The following is an 18,762-nucleotide window of genomic DNA, read 5'->3' on the forward strand; positions in this document are numbered from 1 at the left end:
CAAACGATTCCCTTGAATTGATAGAGAGGAGGATAAGTGGATAGTGGGGTTTTTAAAGAATTTATCAGCACACCACCTATACTTTTTTGAACAATTTTAAAGAAACCGCTTGCAACAATGAATGTTATATCCTATAATAAATCCATAATTGAGCAAACGGTTTCACAAATGGTTTGTTCAAATTATAATCAGTTAATATTTACAAAGGGGAGAGTCAAAATGGTAAAGAAGTGTCTTTTTACATTGCTACTTCTAACAACTCTGTTTGCATTAGTAGCATGTGCTCCTGATCGTCCAGAAGAGGGTAAGAGTGAAAATAAAGACTCTGGAGAAACAAATGAGAAGCCTGATGAATTAACAATATGGGCTAATGATGAAGAGAAGCATTTAGAGGCTGTCAAATCATTTGCTGCAAAGTATGAAGAAAAAGAAGGTATTAAAGTCAATGTTGTAGCGAAGTCGATGCTAGACCAGCTACAAGAATTATCATTAGCAGGACCAGAAGGAAAAGGTCCAGACTTGTTCTTACAACCACATGATCAAATTGGAAACATTGTTGCACAGGGATTAGCAGAACCACTAAGCTTAACTGAAGAAGAGAAAAGTGGGTACAGTAAAGCTGCAATAGATGCTGTAACGTATGAATACGACGGTGAAACAAACGTGTATGGTGCACCAGCAGTTATTGAGACTTATGGTATTTACTACAATACAGATATTGTTAAGGAAGCACCTAAAACGATTGAAGATCTACAAGCAATTCTTGAAAACTATACAGATCAATCAAAAGACCAATACGGGTTCTTGATGAAGCCGAACGATATCTATTTTGCATACCCATTCTTTAAGAACTATGGTGGATATATCTTTGGTGGTGAGCCTGGTGAGTATGATGTTACAGACATCGGCCTTGCCAACGAAGGCGCTGTGAAAGGTGGGGAGCTATTCCAATCATTCTTTGGAAAAGGTAAGATCCCAACATCAACTACTGTGGACGTTGTAGATGGTCTATTTACAGAAGGTAAGGTCGGTGCAGTAATCAATGGACCTTGGAGTATTGCTACTTATAAAGAAGCGTTAGGTGACAAATTAAAGACTGCGCCTTTCCCAGATATCAACGGTAAACCAAGCTCTACTTTTGTAGGGGTAAAAACATGGATGGTTTCCTATTACTCGGAGCATAAGGATTGGGCGAAAGACCTAGCACTGTTCATTACTAATGAAGAAAATCTTCAAGAGTATTTTGAGACAGCAGGAGAGCTACCGCCAAATACGAAAGCATTAGAATCAATTGATGATCCAATTTATGAAGCGTTTGCTGAACAAATTAAGTCTGGTGTCCCTATGCCAAGTACACCTCAAATGTCGCAAGTATGGGAACCTGCAAACAATGCACTTCAGTTTATTGCTGAGGGTGAAGATGTGAAGCCAGTGCTTGAAGAAGCAGTGGAACAAATCAAAACAAAAATTGAAGCCAGTGGAGGAACTGGACAATAACTAGATTTATAGGTATGGAAAGTAACTTTCCATACCTATAATCGGTTTTTTTAAGGAGGATTTATGATGAATGGGACAGCAGACAATCACGTATCTAAAAACAATCATAGCCCAGTTATTGCCATGGTTTTGTCTATATTATTTGCTGGTTTAGGTCAAATATATAACAGACGTTTCCTCAAAGGGGTCATCTTTGCACTTGTTGAAGTCGCTTTTATTGTAACTATGCTAGATTCTATCAATTTTGGGTTATGGGGTCTAAGAACATTAGGGACAATTCCAGGTGTAGATCATTCGATTAGACTTCTGGTTTTAGGTGTACTTTCCCTAATTGGTATCGTTATTTTGGGTAGCTTGTATGTATTTAATGTAATCGATGCTAAAAGACAGGCACAGAAGATTCAGACTGGCTGGAAGCCTAAGAAAATGCGCGAAACGATACGCGATGCTTATGATACTACTTTTCCTTATTTGATGACATTCCCTGGTTTAATATTAATGATATTTGTCGTTATCTTTCCATTGCTATTCTCGATTCTCTTAGCATTCACGAACTACGACCTATACCATTCTCCGCCGAGAAACCTAGTCGAATGGGTTGGATTTGATAATTTTGTAAATTTAGTAACTGTCCCGATCTGGCAAGAGACTTTTTTAAGTGTATTCTCATGGACAATCGTATGGACAGTGGTATCCACTACATTACAAATTGCAGTCGGTCTATTTCTAGCGCTGTTGGTCAATGACCCAAGAGTAAAGTTTAAAAAGCTGATTCGAACCATCTTAATTCTCCCTTGGGCGGTACCAGCTTTTATTACAATTTTAATATTCTCTGCTATGTTCAATGATGAATTCGGAGCGATTAATCGCGATATCATTATCCCGCTCTTTGGTGGTGAAGGCATTCCTTGGTTGAGTGATCCATTTTATGCCAAGATTGCGATCATAATGATTCAAACATGGCTAGGTTTTCCATTTATATTTGCCTTGTTTACTGGTGTTTTACAAAGTATTTCGAAGGACTGGTATGAAGCTGCTGATGTGGATGGAGGGACACGTTTTCAGAAGTTTCGTCATATCACCTTGCCACACGTATTATTCGCAACAGCACCACTGCTTATCATGCAATATGCGCAGAACTTTAACAACTTTAATGTTATTTATTTATTCAACGAAGGTAATCCACCAATTCGAGGGCAGAATGCAGGTGGAACGGATATCTTGATATCTTGGGTTTATAAACTAACCTTTGACACCAATAATTACAGTATGGCAGCAGTTGTTTCTATTATAATGGGAGTCATTGTTTCAGCTTTTGCTTTCTATCAATTTAGACAAACTAAATCATTTAAAGAAGAGGGTGAAATATAATGACTCAAAAAACAAAATCAAAATTAGAAGTTGCTGGGATTTACGCGATATTAGCTGTAGTGTTTGTAATCATCATTTATCCATTGTTATGGACGGTTGGAATGTCACTTAACCAAGGAACAAGCCTTTATTCTTCAAGCTTAATCCCAAAGAATTTTTCGTTGGAGCATTATAAATGGCTTTTTAGTGCAGAGAGTGACTATTTAACCTGGTATAAAAACTCGCTAATTGTTTCTGTTAGTACAGCACTAGGTAGTGTGATATTTACTTCCTTAGTAGCCTATGCTTTTTCAAGATATCAATTTGCAGGAAGAAAAAATGGGTTGTACGTGTTCCTGCTTCTTCAAATGTTTCCGGTCATGATGGCAATGGTTGCCTTATACATCTTCTTAAATATGATTGGATTATTAGATAGCTTGTTTGGATTGATCTTGATTTATCTCGGTGGGCAAATTCCATTCAATGCGTGGTTAGTAAAAGGGTATTTCGATACGATTCCACGCGAATTAGATCAGGCAGCAAGAATTGATGGAGCAGGACATTTACGAGTGTTTTGGAGTATTATGCTTCCTTTAGCTCAGCCGATCTTAGCAGTAGTTGCTTTATTTAACTTTATGACACCTATGTTCGATTTCTTGCTTCCTTCGATTGTATTATCAAGTGAAAGTAAATATACATTAGCAGTAGGCTTGTTTAACTTTATAAATGATCAATTTGCGAACAACTTTACAGTCTTTGCAGCAGGATCTGTATTAGTAGCATTACCAATAGCAGCCGTATATCTATTCTTGCAAAGATATCTGATTTCTGGATTAACGGCTGGTGGATCCAAAGGGTAATGCTTTACAAAGTGGAGGAACCCAAGTAATTGTTTGCAAATGTTCTTTTATGTAATAAAATATAAGCAATGATTTGACTAATCATAGATGAAGGGTGAATAGCATGGCAGTTACAATAAAGGATGTTGCAAAAGCAGCGGGAGTTGCTCCTTCAACAGTTTCTAGAGTTTTGGCAGACAATCCAAGAATTAGCGCAGAAACAAAAAAACGAGTGAAGAAAGCAATGAAGGACTTAGGCTATCACCCTAATATAAATGCAAGAAATTTAGCTGTCCGTTCGACGAAGGCAATTGGAGTAATTATGCCGTCATCAGCAGACAAGGCTTTACAGAATCCCTTTTTTCCAGAGGTGTTGAGGGGGATTAGTTCTGTCGCTCATGATATGGAATATTCACTCTATGTTTCTACAGGTGCCAATGAGGATGAAATTGTAGAAGAAGTGAAAAGAATGATACACGGAAATAGAGTAGATGGTGTAATCCTGCTTTATTCCCGCGTGAATGATGACGTATTAGATTACCTTCTTGAAAAAGAGTTCCCTTTTGTCGTGGTGGGAAAGCCGTATCGAGACGAAAGTGAAATAACCTATGTAGATAATAATAATGTGAGAGCAGGCTATGAAATAACCAAGCACTTAATAGAACTTGGCCATGAATATATTGGATTTATAGGTGGTTCAACAGACTTGGTCGTTACACTAGACCGGTTAAATGGCTTCAATTCGGCGATTTTAGAAGCGGGACTTCCGAACGTAGATGAATATAAGGTTCATACGGAGTTTTCTAAATCAGGCGGAAGAGATGCAGTGGAACATCTATTTACACTAGACATTCCTCCAACTGCTTTAGTTATTACCGATGACCTGATGAGTTTAGGTGTTATTACGATGCTTGAGGAGTTTGGTTACTCTGTACCAAAAGACGTATCGATAACGAGCTTTAACAATGTATATCTTTCTGAAATTACTAGGCCACCGCTGACAACGGTAGATATAAAGATTTACGAATTAGGGACCAATTCAGCTAAGAATCTTATTGAACTCACGCAAAATAAAAATGAATTAGCAAAAAGAATTATTGTGCCTTATCAGATTAACTACCGCCAATCAACAGCAAAAAGAGAAAGTCTTTAATAAAAGGGCTTTCTTTTTTTGTGATAGCCTCTGTTAAGCATGGTTGTTGATTTCCATTGCGGTCAGCTCGCTTTTTATCCTCCTAGAACTCCACTACGTTACGTTCTGTGGCGATACCTTTAAGCAAACAACTGGGGATCGGCATTTAGCGGCCCAGCCTTGGATATAACGTAGTAACAGATGCTTAGTCCTCTATTAATTTTCTAAAAAAGAGACTTAACTATTTCTCTTGAGGTGGACTAAAAAAGCTTGTAGAAAAACACGAGTTTCCCCACAAGCCTTAGGCGACTCTTCTGGAGTTGCCTTTTAAGTAACATACAATAGTAAAACCGAAAACGCTTCCAATATTTAGAATCACGCAAGTAGATTCTTATAATTTAAGTCCTGTTCTACTTTTAAACCTTCTTAACAGAATGTGACTCTCCACTCTTGAAATCCCTTCAAGCGCATATAATTCGTTATTAATGAATGACTCGAGCTGCGGGAAATCGTTGACAAGCACATGCATATGTAGTGTACTGGGACCTGTCATCTGATAGCAGCTGGCAACAAAAGGATTATTTGCTAGATTCTCTGCTACTTTTACTAGACTAGATGGTTCACAGTCTACTTCAAAGAACGCAGAGACATTTTTACCAACTTTCTCACTGTTGACTACACAAGAAAATTTCTCGATAATTCCCTCTTCCATCATTTGATGGACCCTACTTCGAACTGCAACACGAGAAATATTTAATTCCTTTCCAATATCTGTATAAGAAATTCTTCCATCCTCTATTAACATTTGAAGGATTTTTTGATCTGTGTCATCTAATTTCATAAAATTGCTCCTTATTACTAGTAATTTTACAATAAATAGATCTTACTAGTTTTTCATTTTACTAAATCAGAAATGGAAACACAACATTTTCTGAAAATAGATATTTTTAATTTTTTTCGCAAAAAAACTCTTTCATTTTTCTGAATATTCATATATAATCGACAACAACACTAAATCGAATGTTAAACAAAATGGCTTTTTTGCTTAACAAACGTTTGTAAAATTAGGTGTAATTAGATAAAAAGGAATAATTTTAGTAAAAATGACTTACACCTATAGTATGTTAAGGAGAGGAGGGAATATATGATAGGTCTAGTCACCCGTCGTTTTATGCAGCTCATATTCCTCTTAGTTGGGATATCCTTTCTAGTATTTATGAGTATGTATCTCGCACCGGGGGATCCGGCAACAATAATCGGTGGTCCAACCGCAAGTCAATCTGATTTAGAAGCTATTCGTGAGGACTTAGGTCTAAATCGACCAGTTCTAGTACAATATGTTGATTACATGAAAGGGGTTCTGCAAGGAGATTTAGGATATTCCTTCCAGACTAATCAATCCGTATCGGATGCGATTATCACTAGATTTCCTAACACACTAAATCTTGCAATAGCGAGTATGATTGTTGCAGTTATTATTGGGGTGACAGCAGGGATCATCTCAGCAATCAAACAAAATTCTTGGTTTGATGTTTCAAGTACAACATTTGCTCTTGCAGGGATTTCCATTCCGAACTTCTGGTTAGGAACAATGTTAATCCTACTATTCTCAGTAACACTCAGATGGTTACCTGTAGGAGGGTTAAGTGCTCCGTTCTACACCATTGAAGGAATGAAGCAGTTAATCCTACCAGCCATTACACTGGGGACTGCATCAGCTGCCATGATTGCTAGAATGGCGAGATCGACAATGCTTGAGGTAATCCGAGCAGATTATATCCGGACAGCGAAAGCAAAAGGGGTAAGACAACGTGGTGTCATTTGGATTCACGCATTACGTAATGCAATGATTCCTGTTATTACTGTCATTGGTGTTAACTTTGGTGGTCTTTTAGGTGGAACGATTATTACCGAGCAGGTATTTGCAATTAATGGTGTTGGAAGATTAATGATTGATGCCATTGCCGCAAGGGACTTCCCAATGGTTCAAGGAACAGTATTGTTAGTAGCGGGATTATTTGTTCTAGTGAACTTAATTGTTGATATTGTTTATGCGATTATTGATCCAAGGATTAGTTACGATTAGAAAGAAGGTAATTTCCATGACTTCTGAAGCACTTCAAACCGACAAGGTTGCAAAAGAAAAAAAGAGAGAAAAACCATTTCTTCAGTTAATGAAGCGATTGGTGAAAAATAAATTAGCTGTATTTGGATTATTTATAATCATCATCCAAATTCTTATGGCCATATTTGCTCCACTCCTTGTTAGTTACAATCCGATTGAGCAAAATCTAGCTAAGACTCAGTTAGGTATAGGTGCTGAAGGTCATTGGTTAGGTACGGATAACTATGGTAGGGACATGTGGTCAAGGTTAGTATATGGCGCAAGACTCTCGCTTGTAGTCGGGATTACTTCTGTGATCATTGGTCTTTTAGGTGGAATCACTTTAGGATTACTAGCAGGATATTATAAACGATTAGACGGAATTATTATGAGAATAGTAGACTTATTATTCGCATTCCCAGGTATCCTACTAGCTATGTTGATCATTGCTATGCTAGGAACAAGTATTATTAATGTAATCATTGCGATTAGTATATGGTCGATTCCAGGCTGTGCAAGAATTGTTCGAGGCAGTGTGTTGTCTGTCAAAAAACAAGAATACATCCTTGCGATGAGGTCACTTGGAGCGAAGGATAGCCGAATTATTATTAAACATATTCTACCAAACTGTATGGCTCCAATTATCGTCTTCGCAACGATGCGGATGGCAACTTCTATTCTATCAACATCAGCACTTAGCTTTTTAGGATTAGGTGCACAACCGCCAACAGCAGAATGGGGAGCAATGATAGCGGAGGGACAGGCATTTATGTGGACCGCACCTCACATGACGATTGTTCCAGGGGTAGCGATTATGCTAGTAGTATTTGCTTTTAATGTTGTAGGTGACGGATTACGTGATGCACTGGATCCGAATATGGATTTAAATAATTAATTATAATGGGGGTTTAACATGAAACGCAAAATGAAAGTCTTGTTTAGTACACTGTTAGTTTTAGCTTTACTAGCTGTTGCTGGATGTAGTGGTCAGTCATCCGGTAATGCAGATAGCAGTAGTGATGGTAAAGACGTACCACAAGAATTAACGTACGCAGCAACTTCTGATATTGTTGGTCTTTCACCTATTGATACAAATGATTCTGTCTCAACAGCGATGACAGGTCAGATCTATGAAACATTATTTACTCGTAATGGCGAAACAATGGAAATTGAACCACTTTTAGCAGAGTCTTATGAAAACCCAGACGAAAATACATGGGTGATTAAGCTTAAAGAAGGAGTTAAGTTCCATGACGGAACAGACTTTAATGCAGAAGCTGTTAAATATACATTCGATCAGTTCCGTGATCCAAAGCGAGCGGCGCCTCGTGCTTCCTTGTTAGAACCAGTTGAATCAGTTGAAGTACAGGATGAGTACACCGTTGTTATTAAAACTAAATATCCATATGGACCACTTTTAGCAGCACTTTCTCACAAAAATGCTGCAATCGTTAGCACTACAGCCGATAAAGAGGGAGATATCAATAGTAACCCGGTTGGTACAGGACCATTTATGTTTGAAGAATGGGTACAGGGGGACCATGTCACACTTAAGGCAAATCCTGATTACTGGCAAGGTGCACCTGCACTTCAAAAAGTTACGATGCGTGTTGTTCCTGAATATTCTACAGCAGTATCTATGTTAGAAACTGGGGAAGTGCAATTCATCGACGGGATTCCTGCAGAGCACTTACCAAGAATTGAAAGCATTGGCAGTGTAGAAATTCAGAAGAAAGAAGGTACTCCCGTTTATTATCTAGGCTTCAATATGGAAAAGGCGCCCTTTAATGATTTAGCCTTCCGTCAAGCCGTTGCACACGCAGTTAATACAGAGGCTTATGTTAAACAGTTGAATGGCCTAGGTGTTCAAAATGATAGTATTATTGGACCTAAAGTTTTCGGTTATAAAGAGGAAGCAAAAGATGCTGGATATGACTATGATCCAGAAAAAGCAAAGCAAATCTTGAAAGATAATGGCTATGAAGGACAAAAGATAACTCTGCTTGCATCTGATTCAGGAAGCTACATGAAAATGGCAGAAATTGTTCAAGCTCAATTAAGTGAAGTTGGGTTAGATGTATCCATTGAAACAATGGAATGGGGAACTTTCCTAGATGCAACAGCAGCGGGTAATTTTGAAATGACATTCTTAGGTTGGACGAATAGTACTGCAGATGGTAGTGAATTGTTATATCCTAACCTTCATTCAGATAACCTTGGTGCATCAAACAGAATGAGATATACCAATGCGGAATTCGATAAGTTAGTAGACGAATCTCGTACATTAGTAGATCAAGATGCGCGTCTAGAAAAGCTACATCAAGCAAACTTGATCGCAATTGAAGATGCTGTATGGATCCCTATGAACCATGGCGTCGTTTCTGCAGCATATGATAAGAGTGTGAAAGGCTTAGAATTAGACCCAACAGGAACATGGTCACTCTATAACGTTAGCAGGGAGTAGAGTTAAATGGAACAATTACTTCAAGTAGATAACCTGGTAACCCAATTCCGAACAGCTGAAGGTAATCTTTCAGCTGTTCGTGGGATATCATTCACAGTAAATAAAGGCGAAACACTTTGTATAGTAGGTGAATCCGGCTGTGGGAAAAGTATTACTTCCCTTTCTTTAATGGGGCTTCTTCCCCAAAATGGAAAAATCACAGAAGGATCGATTTTGTTTAATAATGAAGATCTAACGAAGAAAAAGGAAGAAGAGCTACGCCGTTTACGTGGTAATAAGATGTCTATGATCTTCCAAGAACCAATGACTGCGTTAAATCCAGTGTTCGACATTGGTTATCAATTACGTGAACCTTTGATGATTCACAGAAAAATGAGTAAAAAAGAGGCAAATGTTAAGGCGATTGAACTTCTAGAACAAGTTGGTATTCCTGATCCCATAAAACGATTAAAGCAATATCCTCATGAACTAAGTGGTGGGATGCGTCAACGTGTGATGATTGCTATTGCACTGGCATGTAAGCCATCCTTGTTAATCGCTGATGAGCCGACAACAGCTCTGGATGTAACGATCCAAGCTCAAATCTTAGATTTAATGGATGATTTAAAGAAAGAAATGGATATGGGAGTTATCTTCGTTACTCATGACATGGGTGTCGTAGCCGAAATTGCTGATCGTGTGATGGTTATGTATGCAGGGGAAGTAGTAGAAATTGGAGATGTGGAAACTATTTTCAACCATCCACAGCATCCTTACACAAAGGGATTGTTAGCATCTGTACCAAATGTAGATGATGAAACCCATGCACTGGAATCAATTCCGGGTACATTACCGAACATTAATGAAAAAATAGAAGGATGCAGATTCCATACAAGGTGCGAATTTGCAACGGATAAATGTCGCGCACAGTCACCACCGTCGTTTACGGTATCTGAAAACCACCAGTCCAAATGTTGGCTACAGGAGGTGCCTACACATGACAAATCAGCCACTTCTTGAAGTGAAGAATGTGAAGAAATATTTTCCGATAAAAAGCGGTGTTCTAAAGCGAACAACTGGAAATGTTCAGGCTGTCGAAGACGTCAGTATTGATGTGTTTGAGGGTGAGACATTAGGAGTTGTTGGTGAATCTGGCTGTGGAAAATCTACGTTTGGCAGAACTGTCTTAGGTTTAGAAGAATTAACAGACGGGTCCATTAAATTTCGCGGTGAAGAAATTAGTGGCCTATCAGAAAAGAAACTGAAAACATTTAAAAAGGAAATGCAAATGATCTTCCAGGATCCTTATGCATCCTTAAACCCTCGCCAGCGCATTGGTGATGCACTAGAGGAAGCTTTTATAATTCACACCAACCTGTCAAGGGCCGAAAGACAAAAACGAGTCAAGGAACTATTGGTGGAGGTTGGACTAAAAGAAGAGTATTATGAGCGTTATCCGCATGAATTTAGTGGTGGACAACGTCAACGAATTGGTATTGCCCGAGCGATTGCGTTAAATCCATCTTTTATCGTATGTGATGAGGCTGTTTCAGCACTAGATGTATCTGTGCAGGCTCAAATCATTAAATTACTAAAAAAATTACAACAATCTCATCAATTAACCTATTTATTTATTTCTCATGACTTGGGTGTGGTGCGACATGTATGTGATCGAGTACTAGTCATGTATCTAGGTGCAACAGCAGAACTGGGGTCATCTAAACAACTATATGAAAATCCTCTTCATCCATACACGAAAGCCCTTTTATCTGCAATTCCTCGTCCAATTCCAGGTAGAAAAAAAGAGCGAATTCGACTAGATGGTGACCTGCCTAATCCAGCAAATTATCCAAAGGGCTGTCCTTTCCATACTCGTTGTCCGCTAGCAACGGAAAGGTGTAGTCAGGTTAGACCAGAATGGCGTGAAATAGAAGAAGGACATTTTGTTGCTTGTCACGAAGTGTGAAATTTTAATAGAAAGGAGTAGTCATGATGAAGAACATTGATTATTTAAGCTATCCATATGGATCACAACGGATGACTACTGTTGCTAGTAAAGGGATGGTTGCAACCTCCCAGCCGTTAGCCGCACAAGCCGGTTTAGATATGCTAAAGCAAGGAGGCAATGCCATCGATGCAGCAATTGCTACTGCTGCAGCGCTAACGGTTGTCGAACCTACATCTAATGGAATTGGAGGGGACGCCTTTGCCCTTGTTTGGACAAAAGGAAAACTCCATGGTTTAAACGGAAGCGGACCATCGCCCAAATCAATCTCCGTTGATAAGGTGAAAGAACGGGGATATGAGGAAATTCCGAAGTTCGGTTGGATTCCTGTTACTGTACCAGGAGCACCTGGTGCATGGGTAGAGCTTTCTGAGCGATTTGGCAAGCTACCTTTAACGGATGTACTAAAGCCCGCTATCGATTACGCAGAGAATGGCTATCCTCTTTCACCGATCTTAGGCAAGTTCTGGAAGTCTGCTGCTAAACGGTATAAAGAGGTGCTAAAGGGTGAAGAATTTAACCATTGGTTTGAGACCTTTGCTCCAGATGGTAAGGCACCTGAGATTGGTGAGATATGGAAATCAAAGGGTCACGCTGCTACGTTAAGAGCGATTGCTGAAACAAAGGGAGAGTCCTTTTATCGCGGAGAAATTGCTCAGAAAATTGCTGCATTCTCTAAACAATATAATGGCTTTTTAACGAAGGAAGATCTAGCCGCTTATCAACCGGAGTGGGTAGATCCTATTTCTGTTTCTTATCGTGGATATGATGTTTGGGAAATACCACCGAATGGCCAAGGATTAGTTGCGTTAATGGCATTAAATATTCTAAAGGGGTATGACTTTAAGGAAATGGATGCTGTAGACACGTATCATAAGCAACTAGAGGCAATGAAGCTTGCTTTTACTGATGGTCAGTCATACATCACAGAAGAAAAACATATGTCAAGTTCTGTTAAAGGATTGCTATCAGATAGCTATGCAAAAGAAAGACGAGCGCTGATCGGTGATGAAGCCATTCAACCTGAACCAGGCACGCCACCTAAAGGGGGCACTGTTTATTTAGCAACAGCAGATAATGAAGGAAATATGGTGTCCTTCATTCAAAGTAACTATATGGGATTCGGCTCAGGGCTTGTTGTACCTGGAACAGGCATTGCCTTACAAAACCGTGGTCACAACTTCTCGCTAGACTCTAATCATGACAATACCTTGCAGGGTGGGAAACGCACCTACCATACGATCATACCCGGATTCCTTACTAAGGGAACTCAGGCAATAGGTCCATTTGGTGTAATGGGTGGATTTATGCAACCGCAAGGACATGTGCAAGTAATCATGAATACCATTGATTTTCATTTGAATCCTCAAGCAGCACTTGATGCCCCTAGATGGCAATGGATGGAAGGGAAGAAAATTATGGTAGAACCTACCTTCCCAGCACACGTGGCAGAAGCCTTAGCAAGGAAAGGCCATGAGATAGAGGTCCAACTAGAAAGAGGGGCATTCGGACGTGGCCAGATTATTTGGCGTGACCATGAAACAGGTACGCTCTTTGGTGGGACAGAAGCGAGAACAGAAGGAACAATTGCAGCTTATTAAAAACAGAAAAAGACACATCGAGATTGTTCGGGGGATTTGATATGAAACAGTGGCATATTTTCTTAGCTTTTTTTAAGGTTGGGATGCTTGGTTATGGTGGTGGTCCGTCTTCCATTCCTCTAGTGAAAAAGGAAGTAGTCGAGACATACAAATGGTTAGATGATGAGGAGTTTGCAAATATCCTTGCTCTTGGTAATTCTTTACCTGGACCAATAGCGACCAAAATGGCTGGATATATTGGCTATCGAGTGTCAGGAATTATCGGGATGGTAAATGCAGTTCTGGCAACCATTATTCCAACGATTGTTATTATGATATTTTTATTAACCTTTTTAGCCTCTATGAGTGAACAGCCTTGGGTGAAAGGCATGACACAAGCAGTAGTGCCGGTGGTCGGTGTGATGCTAGCTGTATTAACCTACGATTTTCTAAAAAAAGCTAAGGGTGGTCTTGGCTGGACGCTAACGATTGCACTTGCTGTCATATCCGGGCTATTAATAGAAATCGCAGGATTACATCCTGGGATTCTAATTGGGCTTTTATTGGTTTATGCACTTGTTAAACCAATAAAATCGAAAGAACAATCCGATGAAAAAGGTAGGGGGAAAATGACCTCATGAATTATTGGCAAATCTTCTTAGCGTTTTTTATCCCTGGGATTGTCGGGTACGGCGGTGGTCCTGCTTCCATTCCACTGGTGGAAAATGAAGTAGTTGGTCGCTTTCATTGGATGTCTGTCCAAGACTTCAGTGAGATGCTCGCGATGGCAAACGCACTTCCTGGACCAATAGCAACTAAAATGGCAGGTTTTATTGGCTTCCAGCAAGGAGGAGTTCTTGGAACTGTAGTTGGAGTATTTGCAACAGTTGCACCATCATTAATATTAATGATCGTACTGTTAAGCGTACTTAATAAGTTTAAGGATTCACCAAAGGTTAAAACAATGACAGCCCTAATCAGACCAACGATCGCTATATTGCTTGGTGGGATGGCTTACAGCTTTTTTCATACATCATATGTAGATGTCGGTATTTGGCAAACGATTCTCTTAGTTGCAGGAAGCTTTATTTTATTAGAGAAAGTAAAATTGAATCCTGCAATTGTGATTGTATTTGCTCTTGTTTATGGTGGTGTATTTTTAGGAAGCTAAGGAGAGGTCGTATAGGAATTGTAAAAGCATTTGACTCAGATACTTGAGTTAAGTGCTTTTATTATAGGCTATTATGTGTTATGAAATGTGTAAGCAAAAGAAAACACGCAAACTCCTTTATCTTTTCCCTTAATGGACTAGGAAAAACGGAAGGGATAGGTGGTGAAAGTTGTCGAAATGACAAGCTGTGATGTTAAGTATAAATTATTGATTGAAAAGCACTTTTCTTAATGTTTAAAACCCAACACAAGGAGAAAAAGGTATGAATAATTCACTATGGGGGAACTTGAGTTCTAATGTAACAAAAGTATGAGAATAGAGTGTAATAGATAAATTTGATTTTCGATTTTCTAGTTTACATAATATATATTATAGGAAGTAATAAATAAAAGGGAATCCCAATTCTCATAAACTGAGTATTCTTAGGATATTAAGAAATTTGAGATTTTATTTTCACTTATTCACTTATTATTATTTCTGTTAATTTGTTTTGTGTACTTAATCTTTTCATAGTATGTTAATTGACGCGAGGAATATTGTCCAAAAAAGAAACAGAGACACTCTTTCAAGAGATCTCTGTTTATCATTAACTAATAGTTTCTTTAACGTTTGCTTTTTGGTGGTATTGCTTTATGGTTTCCTCATAAAATTCTAATAATTGTTCTGAGGGTTTTTTCCAGCTGAATTTTTCTGCTTCTATACGAGCATTATGTTTTAATTCTTGAAGCTTTAACTCACTATCTAATTGACTAACCGCTTCAAACATACTTTCAAGATTCTCGTTTTCAAATAACAATCCTGTTTTCCCCTCTTCTATTTGTTCCATGGTCGGACCACTTTTAGCTGCAATGACAGGTAGTCCAGACGCCATCGCTTCTAAAATGACTAGTCCTAATGTTTCCGTTATCGAAGGGAATACAAATGCGTCCGCGGAAGCAAATGCTTGCGAAAGCTCTTCGCCATGCAGAAATCCAGTAAATACAGTGTTAGTTCCTTCAAACGTTCTTTCTAGTTCTTCTCTTGCTGGTCCATCCCCTACAATGGCTAAACGAATGTCGTTACGGCTGTCCAATAGTGGTTTTAGTTTATGAATTTCTTTTTCAATTGCTAGTCTTCCCACATATAGGATGAGTTTATCTTTCGGATTTCCATCCGTTAAGCGAAGTCTCATGTCTTCATTTCGGTGAGAAGGGTGATATTTGTTAATATCTACCCCTCTTTTCCATAATTGCATATTATAAAAATCACGTTCGACTAGTTCTTTACGTACAGCCTCGGATGTACATAGGTTAAGATCTGCTTTGTTATGAAGAAATTTAAAGTAACTCCAAAAGACCGGCTTTAATGGTTTATAAATTTTATAGTAATCCAAATACTTTGGTACATGAGTGTGATAAGAGGCTACTAACGGATAGCCTAATTTCGCAGCATATAGCACCCCTGATGCACCTACTAGAGCGGGGTTCACAACATGTACAATATCAGGATCATAGTCTTCAATCATCTCTTTAACTATCTTTTGTGGTAAAGAGAATTTTTTGTACCGGTAAAATGGCATTGTTGTCGTTTTTACACCTTTGACGACTGCCCCTTCATATTCGTAAACGCCGAGATCTGGAGCGATGATTAACACATCATGCTCCATTTTTCTCAAATATTTTATTGCTTCGGTTAACCTTGTTACCACTCCGTCTGTGGATGGTAAAAAAGTTTCAGTCACAATTGCAATTTTCAAAGCAAAAAGCTCCTTTTAATTACTTCCAGGTGACGGAAGGTATTACGTTTTCTTTTATAACACGATTGCGGTTTGTAATTACTGAGTCTAATATTCCTTTCAGAACTTCGTCCGTTAGCAAATGTGGTTCTAGTCCTAAATCACGTAATTTTGTATTCACCGCGTGATAATAATGCTCTTCAGCTTCTATTCGCGGGTTTTTTAAGTGTGTAATCGTTGCAGGAAGACCATTCTCATCGGCGACTTTTTGTACCTTTTCAGCTAATTCTTTTACAGAGAAATACTCTGTAAATTGGTTGAATACACGAAACTCACCGCGATCTGCCGGGTTGTCTGCTGCAATTTCAATACAGCGAACGGTATCTTTTATATTTAAGAAAGCTCTCGTTTGATTGCCTGAACCGTACACGGTCAGATCATGCCCCGTAGCTGCTTGAATTAGAAAACGATTGAGTGCAGTTCCAAAAACACCGTCGTAATCAAGCCGATTAACTAAAACCGGATCCATATCTGTCTCATCCGTATGTAATCCATAAACGATTCCTTGGTTGAGATCCGTTGCACGGATTCCCCATATCTTACACGCGAACATAATGTTATGACTGTCATGTACCTTAGACAAATGATAAAAAGAACCTGGTTGCTTCGGAAATGGAAGCTTGTCTTTACGTCCGTTATGCTCTACTTCTAAATATCCTTCTTCTATATCAATGTTCGGCGTTCCGTATTCTCCCATTGTTCCCAATTTAATGAGATGACAATCTGGAGCTAATTCTTTTATCGCATACAACACGTTAAGATTTCCGATTACGTTATTGGTTTGAGTAAACACCGCGTGTTCCCGGTCCATCATGGAATACGGTGCGGATCTTTGCTCTGCAAAATGAACAAATGCATCTGGTTGCGTCTGCCTAAAGACTTCTTTTAAGAAATCATAGTGGTTTAAATCCCCAATAAACGTTTTAATTTCTTTGCCAGTCAATTCCTTCCACTTCACTACTCGTTCTTCTAGACTGGCGATAGGTGTCACTGAATTGGACCGAAGCTCGTCATCCATTTTCCTTCTGACTAAATTATCTAGTATGGTTACGTCATGTCCTTGCTTGGATAGATATAAGGCTGTAGGCCAACCACAAAATCCATCCCCACCAGCTACTACAATTCTCATAGTTCCCCTCCCAAGATAGTTTAATCACATTCCATTTCATTATATGATAACAATTTGGCCATGAGAAATGATTTCCATTATATTTAGTATTTTTAAAGTTCTTTTCCCTTAAAATTGGTTTTTATTTAATCATTATATTTTGTCAATGGCTTTTGAGCTGGGCCTTCTATCACTTCTCCTGTAACAGAGAAACGACTTCCATGACAAGGACAATCCCAAGTTCGGTCTCCTGAGTTCCAGTTCACTTCACAGCCGAGATGGGTACAGGTTGTATCTACTAGATGGACTTTACCTTGTTTATCACGGTATGCTCCTGTTCGTTTTCCTTTGATTCGAATAATTTGCCCTTCATCTTCTTGTAAATCCTCTACTCGTTTGCCAGTGAATTCTAGCTTTCCTTTCAGCATATGCTTGGCCACGTCTCCGTTAATTTCAGCGAACTTCTTAAGATCTGGTTGTGCGTGGAAACGGGAAGGGTCATAAAGTTCTTCATAAGGATTCTCTTCACCAAGGATCAGATCTGTAAGTAATTTTGCAGCTGCTGTTCCGTTCGTCATTCCCCATTTCATATATCCTGTTGCTACAAGCAATTCAGGCTGATCTGAGGTGATTCGACCAACATACGGAATCTTGTCTAAGGTCGTTAAATCTTGTGCGGACCAGCGATATAAATAATTGTTTATGCCAAAGTGTGTTTCCGCGAACTTTTCAATCTCCTGATAGTGTTCAATTTCCGGCTTACCTTGACCAGTTTTATGTTTTTCGCCTCCAACTAGAAGCGCATCTTTCCCATCTATGTTCACATATCTAATCGTTCTCGATGGTTGTTCTGCGTTAATGTACATTCCACCAGGAAACTCCTTTTTTGGCTCTATCGCCATTAAGTAGGAGCGACTAGGATACATTCGAGCAAAATAAAAGCCTTCACCATCTACAAAAGGAAAATGTGATGCGACTATGACGTGATCACAAACCACACGGTGACCATTTCTTGTAATAATGTGTGGATGATCACTGTATTCAACATCTATCGCCGTTGTATTTTCATAGATGTCCCCACCGTTTTTTTGAATCACATCAACTAAATGATTTAAGTATTTCAATGGATGGAAGTGCGCTTGATTATCCATTTTTAAAGCCTTTTTTACAGAGAAATCTAGTGGGATGTCGTCGAGCAAGGCTCCATGGATTCCAATCTGATCATAGGCTTGTTTTTCCTTTTCTAATTTTGCAACATATTTATCAGAATTTGTATAAATATAAGCGTTCTCTTCCGTATAATCACAATCAATCTTCTCTTCTTCAATCGTTGTGTTAATAAAGTCCATTGCTTCTTTGTTTGCTTGATAATAAGATGCAGCTTTATCTAATCCGAACTGCTCTATAAATGTGTGATAAACAATTCCATGCTGTGCAGTAATCTTTGCGGTTGTATGACCTGTTGTTCCGTTAAAAAGAGGGCCAGCATCGATCAAAGCTACCTTTTTTCCTTGCTTGCTAAGAAGATAGGCAGCTGTAATGCCGGTAATCCCTCCCCCTACTATTCCAACATCAGCTTTCACATCTTGATCTAAATGTTTAGATGTTCTGGCCTTTGTGGAATCTCTCCAATATGATTCTGGATGCTGTGGCATTTGTTTGCTCATAGTTATGGAATCCCTCCTTGTGCTGATACTATATTCTTTTCCAAAAGCTAGGATTTCATAATATTCTCTTGTGAAATGTTTTGATATGCTAA

Annotated in this window: 16 protein-coding genes; 12 read left to right on the forward strand and 4 right to left on the reverse strand. The window is 38.9% G+C overall.

What is annotated here, in order from left to right; translation table 11 throughout:
- Window positions 1-219 precede the first annotated feature (219 nt).
- From FN924_RS09395 to FN924_RS09410, 4 genes are all read left to right on the forward strand, one after another.
- Window positions 220-1,497 (forward strand): sugar ABC transporter substrate-binding protein, encoded by a 1,278-nt coding sequence (locus FN924_RS09395; RefSeq protein ID WP_143893883.1) that lies wholly within the window; start codon window positions 220-222, stop codon window positions 1,495-1,497.
- A 66-nt stretch (window positions 1,498-1,563) separates the two neighbouring features.
- Window positions 1,564-2,868, forward strand: coding sequence for a carbohydrate ABC transporter permease (locus FN924_RS09400; RefSeq protein WP_143893885.1), 1,305 nt, complete (start codon window positions 1,564-1,566; stop codon window positions 2,866-2,868).
- Window positions 2,868-3,707 (forward strand): sugar ABC transporter permease, encoded by an 840-nt coding sequence (locus tag FN924_RS09405; RefSeq protein ID WP_143893887.1) that lies wholly within the window; start codon window positions 2,868-2,870, stop codon window positions 3,705-3,707. Before FN924_RS09400 ends, FN924_RS09405 begins: the two co-directional genes overlap by 1 nt.
- 103 nt (window positions 3,708-3,810) lie before the next feature.
- Window positions 3,811-4,839, forward strand: a complete 1,029-nt coding sequence (locus FN924_RS09410; RefSeq protein ID WP_143893889.1) for a LacI family DNA-binding transcriptional regulator — start codon at window positions 3,811-3,813, stop codon at window positions 4,837-4,839.
- 370 nt (window positions 4,840-5,209) lie between these two features.
- On the opposite strand, the gene FN924_RS09415 is transcribed toward FN924_RS09410, so the two are convergent.
- Entirely contained in the window at window positions 5,210-5,659 is a 450-nt protein-coding gene (locus FN924_RS09415) for an Lrp/AsnC family transcriptional regulator (protein WP_143893891.1), read from the reverse strand.
- Window positions 5,660-5,962: 303 nt separating this feature from the next.
- On the opposite strand from FN924_RS09415, the gene FN924_RS09420 reads away from it, so the two are divergent.
- Genes FN924_RS09420 through FN924_RS09455 form a run of 8 tightly spaced genes read left to right on the forward strand, consistent with a single transcriptional unit; the run spans window position 5,963 to window position 14,121 of the window.
- Window positions 5,963-6,904 (forward strand): ABC transporter permease, encoded by a 942-nt coding sequence (locus FN924_RS09420; protein WP_143893893.1) that lies wholly within the window; start codon window positions 5,963-5,965, stop codon window positions 6,902-6,904.
- Window positions 6,905-6,920: 16 nt separating this feature from the next.
- Entirely contained in the window at window positions 6,921-7,817 is an 897-nt protein-coding gene (locus FN924_RS09425) for an ABC transporter permease (RefSeq protein ID WP_143893895.1), read from the forward strand.
- Window positions 7,818-7,835: 18 nt separating this feature from the next.
- Complete coding sequence (locus tag FN924_RS09430; RefSeq protein ID WP_143893897.1) at window positions 7,836-9,386, forward strand: glutathione ABC transporter substrate-binding protein; 1,551 nt, start codon at window positions 7,836-7,838, stop codon at window positions 9,384-9,386.
- A gap of 6 nt (window positions 9,387-9,392) precedes the next feature.
- Window positions 9,393-10,385: an ABC transporter ATP-binding protein gene (locus FN924_RS09435; protein ID WP_143893899.1), complete on the forward strand. Its 993-nt coding sequence runs from the start codon at window positions 9,393-9,395 to the stop codon at window positions 10,383-10,385.
- Complete coding sequence (locus tag FN924_RS09440) at window positions 10,363-11,331, forward strand: ABC transporter ATP-binding protein (RefSeq protein ID WP_143893901.1); 969 nt, start codon at window positions 10,363-10,365, stop codon at window positions 11,329-11,331. Before FN924_RS09435 ends, FN924_RS09440 begins: the two co-directional genes overlap by 23 nt.
- Before the next feature lie 26 nt (window positions 11,332-11,357).
- Entirely contained in the window at window positions 11,358-12,971 is a 1,614-nt protein-coding gene (locus tag FN924_RS09445; protein ID WP_194709709.1) for a gamma-glutamyltransferase family protein, read from the forward strand.
- Between the two features lie 41 nt (window positions 12,972-13,012).
- Window positions 13,013-13,591 carry a chromate transporter gene (locus FN924_RS09450; protein ID WP_143893903.1) on the forward strand — a complete coding sequence of 193 codons (579 nt, stop codon included), beginning with the start codon at window positions 13,013-13,015 and terminating at the stop codon, window positions 13,589-13,591.
- Window positions 13,588-14,121 carry a chromate transporter gene (locus FN924_RS09455; RefSeq protein ID WP_143893905.1) on the forward strand — a complete coding sequence of 178 codons (534 nt, stop codon included), beginning with the start codon at window positions 13,588-13,590 and terminating at the stop codon, window positions 14,119-14,121. Before FN924_RS09450 ends, FN924_RS09455 begins: the two co-directional genes overlap by 4 nt.
- Before the next feature lie 586 nt (window positions 14,122-14,707).
- On the opposite strand, the gene FN924_RS09460 is transcribed toward FN924_RS09455, so the two are convergent.
- From FN924_RS09460 to FN924_RS09470, 3 genes are all read right to left on the reverse strand, one after another.
- Window positions 14,708-15,856 carry a glycosyltransferase family 4 protein gene (locus tag FN924_RS09460; protein WP_143893907.1) on the reverse strand — a complete coding sequence of 383 codons (1,149 nt, stop codon included), beginning with the start codon at window positions 15,854-15,856 and terminating at the stop codon, window positions 14,708-14,710.
- Between the two features lie 19 nt (window positions 15,857-15,875).
- A complete protein-coding gene (locus FN924_RS09465) occupies window positions 15,876-17,024 on the reverse strand; it encodes an NAD-dependent epimerase/dehydratase family protein (protein WP_143893909.1) in 1,149 nt (382 codons plus the stop codon).
- A 125-nt stretch (window positions 17,025-17,149) separates the two neighbouring features.
- On the reverse strand, window positions 17,150-18,670 hold the full coding sequence (locus FN924_RS09470; protein ID WP_143893911.1) for an FAD-dependent oxidoreductase: 1,521 nt from the start codon (window positions 18,668-18,670) through the stop codon (window positions 17,150-17,152).
- Between the last annotated feature and the right edge of the window lie 92 nt (window positions 18,671-18,762).

It is taken from the genome of Radiobacillus deserti (assembly GCF_007301515.1).
GTDB lineage: Bacteria > Bacillota > Bacilli > Bacillales > Amphibacillaceae > Radiobacillus > Radiobacillus deserti.